The 7,162-nt window shown below is 62.9% G+C and carries 6 protein-coding genes; 5 read left to right on the forward strand and 1 reads right to left on the reverse strand.

What is annotated here, in order from left to right; genetic code table 11:
- The first annotated feature begins 338 nt into the window (after positions 1-338).
- From HX899_RS13275 to HX899_RS13290, 4 genes are all read left to right on the forward strand, one after another.
- Positions 339-1,286 (forward strand): ornithine cyclodeaminase family protein, encoded by a 948-nt coding sequence (locus HX899_RS13275; protein WP_181292642.1) that lies wholly within the window; start codon positions 339-341, stop codon positions 1,284-1,286.
- Positions 1,283-3,748, forward strand: coding sequence for an ATP-dependent helicase HrpB (gene hrpB / locus HX899_RS13280; protein WP_181292643.1), 2,466 nt, complete (start codon positions 1,283-1,285; stop codon positions 3,746-3,748). The genes HX899_RS13275 and hrpB overlap by 4 nt, the downstream gene beginning before the upstream one ends.
- Positions 3,749-3,771: 23 nt before the next feature.
- On the forward strand, positions 3,772-5,100 hold the full coding sequence (locus HX899_RS13285) for an ActS/PrrB/RegB family redox-sensitive histidine kinase (protein ID WP_407073882.1): 1,329 nt from the start codon (positions 3,772-3,774) through the stop codon (positions 5,098-5,100).
- A gap of 68 nt (positions 5,101-5,168) precedes the next feature.
- Positions 5,169-5,747: an ActR/PrrA/RegA family redox response regulator transcription factor gene (locus HX899_RS13290; RefSeq protein ID WP_138389309.1), complete on the forward strand. Its 579-nt coding sequence runs from the start codon at positions 5,169-5,171 to the stop codon at positions 5,745-5,747.
- Positions 5,748-5,770: 23 nt separating this feature from the next.
- On the opposite strand, the gene HX899_RS13295 is transcribed toward HX899_RS13290, so the two are convergent.
- Positions 5,771-6,265, reverse strand: coding sequence for an MmcB family DNA repair protein (locus tag HX899_RS13295; protein WP_181292644.1), 495 nt, complete (start codon positions 6,263-6,265; stop codon positions 5,771-5,773).
- A gap of 179 nt (positions 6,266-6,444) precedes the next feature.
- Here HX899_RS13295 and HX899_RS13300 point away from each other — a divergent pair, with 179 nt between their 5' ends.
- Complete coding sequence (locus HX899_RS13300) at positions 6,445-7,128, forward strand: L,D-transpeptidase (protein ID WP_011649879.1); 684 nt, start codon at positions 6,445-6,447, stop codon at positions 7,126-7,128.
- The last annotated feature ends 34 nt before the right edge of the window (positions 7,129-7,162 follow it).

The raw sequence follows: 7,162 nt of genomic DNA on the forward strand, positions 1-7,162 counted from the left end.
ACGAAAGACTTCGTCGCCAGCAGCGCCGCCGCCCTCGTTCAGTGAGTGGGCTTATAGAACTAACCCATTAGAACAGTCAACACACCCAACCAAAGTTTTTTGACATTTTTGTAACAGGTTGAAAATGAAGGGCTTTTATCGCCTGTCTCCAAAAACGAGCAAATCCACCACCCGATCGGACGGTTTTCGAGATTCGTTTTTGCCGAATCCTGAAGGATAGGCTTCGGCGAGGGAGATGAGCCTTATATGGGGCGCCCAACGCGGAATTCCAGGGTGCTTGCCTATGCCATGCCTCACTCGCTAGTTTGGCGATGAAGAAAGATCCGGCGGAGTGAAGAATGCTTGTCCTCGATGAAGAACAGACGCGTGCGGCCTTGCCCTGGCCGGAACTGATCGAGGCAATCGCCCGCATGTTCCAGAGCGAGTGCGTGATGCCGGTGCGTCACCACCATGAGATGGAGGTGCCGGATGAGGAGAGCGCCACACTGCTCCTGATGCCGGCCTGGGTTCCCGGACGCTATGCCGGGGTGAAGACGGTCTCGGTCTTTCCAGGCAATGTGCGGCGGGGCCTGCCGGCGATCTTCGGAACCTATCTTCTTTCCTCCGGCGCTACCGGGGAAATGCTTGCCGCGATCGACGGCGGCGAGTTGACGGCGCGGCGGACGGCGGCAGCATCGGCGCTGGCGGCCCGTTATCTCGCCCGCTCCGACGCGGAAGAGTTGCTCGTCTGCGGAACCGGGCGGCTGTCGCTCAACCTGATGCTTGCCCACGGCACGACCCGGCCGATCAAGAGGTACCGGGTCTGGGGCCGCAACGGGCAAGCGGCGGAAAAGATCGCAGCCGAAGCCCGGGCGCTCGGCCTGAATGCCGCGGCGGTCGCGGATGCTGAAGCCGCAGCGCGGACAGCCGATATCATTTCCTGCGCCACGCTTTCCAGCGTGCCACTGATATCAGGCGAATGGCTGAAGCCCGGCGCCCATCTCGATCTCGTCGGCGCCTTCAAGCCGAGCATGCGCGAAAGCGACGACGAGGCCATCCGCCGTGCCTCCGTTTATGTCGACACCCGCGCCGGCGCCACCGCCGAGGCAGGCGATATCGTCCAGCCGCTGAAAAGCGGCGTGCTGAAGGAAGGCGACATCCGGGCTGAGCTTGCGGAACTCGTCAGCGGCGCCCATGGCGGACGAAGCCATGACGCAGAAATCACGCTGTTCAAGTCGGTGGGTGCGGCGTTGGAGGATCTCGCCGGCGCCATCCTTGCCTATGAGACAGTGACGGGCCAAAAGTGACAATCAGTGCATCCTTGCCGGAGCTTCCGGTTTCACATGTCCTGCCGGCCGTCGCTGCCGCGCTGGAAAAGCAAAAACGTGCCGTTCTTTCCGCCCCGCCCGGCGCCGGAAAGACGACGCTGGTGCCACTTTACCTGCTCGACAAGGCCTGGCGCGGCGACGGCAAAATCATCCTGCTGGAGCCACGGCGGCTGGCGGCGCGGGCAGCGGCAAGCCGGATGGCATCGCTCATCGGCGAACAGGTCGGCGAGACGGTCGGCTACCGCATGCGCCTCGACAACAGGATATCGGCAGCGACACGGGTCGAGGTGGTGACCGAAGGGGTTTTCGCCAGGATGATCCTCGACGATCCGGAACTGAACGGTGTCTCGGTCGTGATCTTCGACGAGTTCCACGAGCGTTCGCTGGATGCAGACTTCGGACTCGCTCTGGCGCTCGACGTGCAGTCGGCGCTGCGCGAGGATCTGCGCATCCTGGTGATGTCGGCGACCCTCGATGTCGAACGCGTGGCCGGCTTGCTCGACCATCCACCTGTTATCGAAAGCCTGGGGCGCAGCTTTCCGATCGATATCCGTTACCAGGATCGGCCGGGCGGCGAGCGTATCGAGGATGCGGTGACACGGGCGATACTCGATGCCCATGCCAACGAGGCTGGCTCGATCCTAGCCTTCCTGCCCGGCCAGGCGGAAATCACCCGGACCGTCGAACGCCTGCAGGGACGATTCGGAGCCGAAACGCTGATTGCGCCCCTTTACGGCAATCTCAGCCAGAAGGAGCAGGATGCGGCGATCCGCCCGGCATCCAAAGGGATGCGCAAGATCGTGCTTGCGACATCGATCGCCGAAACGTCGATCACCATCGACGGTGTCAGGATCGTAATCGACAGCGGGCTGCAGCGTCTGCCGGTGTTCGAGGCGTCGACCGGGATCACGCGGCTGGAGACGGTGCGGGTGTCGCGGGCTTCCGCCGATCAGCGGGCGGGCCGCGCCGGACGAACGGAACCGGGCATCGCCGTCAGGCTGTGGCACCAGGGACAGACGGCGGCACTGCCGGCCTTCACCCCGCCGCAGATCCTTTCCAGCGATCTCTCTGGGCTGGTGCTCGACCTCGCACATTGGGGCGTTCAAGATCCGGCATCCCTTGCCTTCGTCGATCAGCCGCCGGAAACGACGCTGAGGGAAGCGCGCGCGCTGCTTGGCCAACTCGGAGCCCTAGACAAGGACGGAGCGCTGACGGAGCGCGGCAAGGTCATGCGGGATCTCGCTTTGCCGCCGCGGCTTGCCGCCATGGTCGTCTCGGCGGGAGAAGCGGGACACGCACGGGATGCGGCGATGATCGCCGTGCTTCTCACCGAACAGGGGCTTGGCGGAACGAGTGTCGATATCGAGGAGCGACTGCGACGCTTCAAGGCCGAGTGGGGCGAGAGAGCAGAGGCCTCGCGGCGGCTGGCGGGACGGCTGGCGAACAGCCTCGACAGGGTTGCCTCAACGGCGCCGGCGCTTGCAGGCCAGCTGCTGCTGCATGCGTTCCCGGATCGCATCGCGCTTCAGCGCGGCGGGCGCGGCCGGTTCGTGATGGCGAACGGGCGCGGAGCAGAGCTGCCGGAAACCGAGAGGCTGGCCGGCAGCCAGATGCTGGTGATTGCCGACCTGACCGGACGGGCCGCGCAGGCGCGGGTTCTGGCGGCAGCCGAGGTGACACGCGGCGACATCGAAGCCGAGTTGCCCGGTGAGATCAAAACCGGCGACCAGATATTCTTCGACCGCCAGAGCCGGCAAATCCGGGCGCGGCGGGCAACCCGGCTTGGCGCGATCGTCTTTGAAGAGACGCCCTTGCCGCGCCCTTCCGGGGCAGCGGTCACCCAGGCGCTGGTGGAGGGGGTACGCGAGCTGGGGCTCGATCAGCTTGCGTTCTCGAAGGAGGCCGTGCAGCTGCGCGAGCGGATCGGATTCCTCCACAGGACGATCGGCGAGCCTTGGCCCGATGTCAGCGACGATGCCCTGCTTTCCCGGCTCGACGACTGGTTCGCACCCTTCCAGACGGAGGCCCGCGGCCTTTCGGAGATTTCCGCGGCCGGGCTTTCGAACGGACTGATGTCGCTGGTACCGCACGAATTGCAGCGCGACCTTAGCCGGCTTGCGCCGACCCATTTCGAAGCGCCTACCGGCCAAAGGCATCCGATCCACTATGAGGGCGAGGAGCCGGTTTTGACGATCCGCGTGCAGGAGCTGTTTGGACTGAAGCAGCATCCGGCCATTGCCGGTGGCCGTCTGCCGCTGCTGCTCGAGCTCACCTCGCCGGCGCACCGGCCGATCCAGACGACACGCGATCTGCCGGGCTTCTGGGCCGGCTCTTGGAAGGATGTGCGTGCCGACATGCGCGGGCGCTATCCCCGGCATCCCTGGCCGGAGCGGCCGGAGGATGCGTTGCCGACGACACGGGCAAAACCGCGTGGTACATGAGACCCATTCAAGGAGCCCCCGGCATGATCGACAAGCCCAGCATGATCGACAACACGGAAGGCTATACGCAGGAGGACCGGCATAACAGCCGCAGGCTGCGCCTGCAGACATTGGTGCGGCTGCGCTGGCTTGCCGTTGGCGGACAGGCGCTGACGGTTTTCATCGTTGCCTTCTGGCTGAAATTTCCCTTACCTCTGGTTGCCAGTTCTTCGCTGATCGCCGCCCTTGCCTGGGTGAATTTCTACCTGACGATCCGTTATCCGCCGACGCATCGGCTGGAACCGCCTGCCGCCTTTGCGCTGCTCGGCTTCGACCTTTTGCAGCTCTGCGCGCTGCTCTTCATAACCGGCGGCCTTGCCAATCCCTTTGCAGCGCTCGTCTGCGTGCCGGTCATCATCTCCTTTGCCTCGCAGCCGATTCGCTACAGCACCGCGCTGATCGGCGTTGCGATGGTCTGCATCACGGTGCTTGCCTTTTCGCCCTTTCCGCTGCCCTGGTTCGACGGCGTCGAGATCAACGTGCACAACGTCATGCAGTTCGGTGTCTGGTGCTCGATCGCCTCGACCATGGCATTCGCCGCTTTCTATGCCTATCGGGTCTCGATGGAAGCGAGCCAGCTTGCCGATGCGCTGGCTGCGACCGAACTGGTGCTGCAGCGGGAAAAGCATTTGTCGCAGCTCGACGGGCTGGCGGCGGCCGCCGCCCATGAACTCGGCACGCCGCTTGCGACTATCAGCGTCGTCGCCAAGGAAATGGAGCGGGAGCTTAAGAATGATGATCGTTTCCGCGAAGACGTGATGCTGCTGCGCAGCCAGAGCGAACGATGCCGTGACATCCTGCGGCGGCTGACGACGCTTTCCTCCGAAGGCGAGGCGCATATGCGCCGCCTGCCGCTTTCGTCGATGATCGAGGAGATCGTCGCCCCGCACCGGGAATTCGGTATCGCTCTCGAGCTCATCGAAAAGAGCCCGCGCAAGGGTGAGCCGGTCACCGACCGCAATGCCGGCATCATGTATGGGCTCGGCAACCTGATCGAAAATGCCGTCGATTATGCGCGGGAGAAAGTGATCGTTACCGTCGAGCATGATCACGACAAAGTGCTGATCGTCATCGAGGACGACGGCAACGGTTATGCGCCCGATATTCTGACGCGGATCGGCGAGCCCTATGTGACCAAGCGGCAGAAAGAGGATACGGCGGGTGGCCTCGGGCTCGGGCTTTTCATCGCCAAGACGTTGCTGGAGCGCTCCGGCGCATCGCTGATTTTCGAGAACCGCGATCCGGAAAGTGCGGGCGCGCGCATCCGAATCGAATGGCCGCGCATGCTGATCGACGCAAATTCGACAAAATGACTTTGTCGGCATAAACAGGATATAAGCGGTTGACGCAGATCGGGCGTTCAACCGTCGGGACCGAGACGATGACAGAACAGAATCATGACAATTTCGCCGCGTCGAACGAAGACCATATCGGTCCCGACGCCAGCCTGCTGATCGTCGACGACGACGGGCCGTTTCTGCGCCGCCTGGCGCGGGCGATGGAGACACGCGGCTTCCAGGTGGAAACGGCCGAATCAGTGGCGGAGGGCGTTGCGAAATCGAAAGGCCGGCCGCCGAAATATGCGGTGGTCGACCTTCGGCTCGGCGACGGCAATGGGCTCGACGTCATCGAGGCGATCCGCCAGCGGCGCGACGACACCAGGATCATCGTGCTGACCGGCTACGGCAATATCGCAACGGCGGTCACGGCCGTGAAGCTCGGCGCCGTCGACTACCTCGCAAAGCCTGCGGATGCCGACGACGTGTTTTCGGCGCTGACGCAGCGGCCGGGTGAAAAGGCCGAGCTTCCCGAAAATCCGATGTCGGCCGACCGGGTGCGCTGGGAGCACATCCAGCGGGTCTATGAAATGTGCGAGCGAAATGTTTCCGAAACGGCGCGCCGGCTCAACATGCACCGGCGGACGCTGCAGCGTATCCTTGCCAAACGCGCGCCGAAATAGACGAGCACGTCGCGCGTTTATAATTAGACGTCGTCCACAGTGAACGGTTTTCCGTTCGACCATTCGGCCATCATCAGCCTTTGCGCGGCGGCACGCGAGAAGTTGAGCGTGACGGATTTGCGCGTGGCCGGCGCCATGCGGTGTTCCGGCGCCTCGCGAATCATATGGGCGCCATAGCCATCCGACAGGAACAGTCCGCATTCCTCGGGAAAGATCTGCAACGGCACATCCTGGTGAGTCGCGAAGAACAGGCGGTCGCAATGCAGCCTGTATTCCGGCCATTTGCGATCCACCCTGAAATCTTCGATCGAGGTCTTGATTTCGATGATCCAGACCTCGCCCTTTTCCGAAAGCGTGATCAGATCGGCGCGGCGACCGCTGGCCAGCGGCAGTTCGGGCAGCACGGCGTGGCGCATTTCATGCAGCAATATCTGCGTTCCGCGCCGCACCATCATGGCCCTGTCCGATTGCCGGCCATCGATTAACGGATTGTTATTGTAAACGCTCAAAATCGTCATGGATAACCATCGCGGGGGCTGGCGTGTTGTTGCAAAAAAACCATGCGCTTCTAATTTGCGCGGCAGACGAATTTGTCGCGCTGCAGTAGCCTTGCAAAGCGCAAGTTAATCGAAAATAAACCATAATCAACGATGGTCGAAAGACCGTTCTCCTTGCCCCAAAACTTCAAGAGTCATCCATGCGCATCCGCAATGCATTCCCTGTATTTGGCCTGCTGGCGACACTCGCTCTGGCCGGTTGCTCGACGACCTCAGACAGCGCATCCGTCGACGACAAGGGCGCAGGCCCGACGGTTCAGACGGCACAGATCTTCAATGACGCCTACGGCCTGACGAAGGATGCCGGATACTCCCTGCCGGCGATCCCGATCGACAGGGTCAAGCCGCAGTTCCGCCGTCAGGTCGTCAGCTACCAGACCACAGAGCGTCCCGGAACGATCATCGTCAACACGCGCGAGCGCTTCCTCTATTACATCCTGGCCAACGGCAAAGCGATGCGCTACGGCATCGGCGTCGGCAAGCAGGGCTTCGCATGGGCCGGCACCGCCTACGTCGCCTGGAAGCAGGAATGGCCGAATTGGCACCCGCCTAAGGAAATGGCCGTCCGTCGGCCTGATCTCGCCAAGTACGTCGAGGACGGCATGGGTCCGGGTCTCAGCAATCCGCTCGGCGCGCGCGCCATGTATCTCTTCAACGAGGACGGCAAGGACACGCTCTTCCGCCTGCACGGCACGCCGGAATGGGCTTCGATCGGCACCGCCGCTTCCTCGGGCTGCATTCGCCTGATGAACCAGGACGTCATCGATCTCTACAGCCGCGTCCGCCCGGGCAAGGGCACGTCCAAGGTCGTCGTCATTCAGTAAGCTAATTATCGAATTCGGTATAAAAAAGGACGCC

It is taken from the genome of Rhizobium sp. WYCCWR 11146, from assembly GCF_013591995.1.
In the GTDB taxonomy this organism is placed as follows: Bacteria; Pseudomonadota; Alphaproteobacteria; order Rhizobiales; family Rhizobiaceae; genus Rhizobium; species Rhizobium indicum.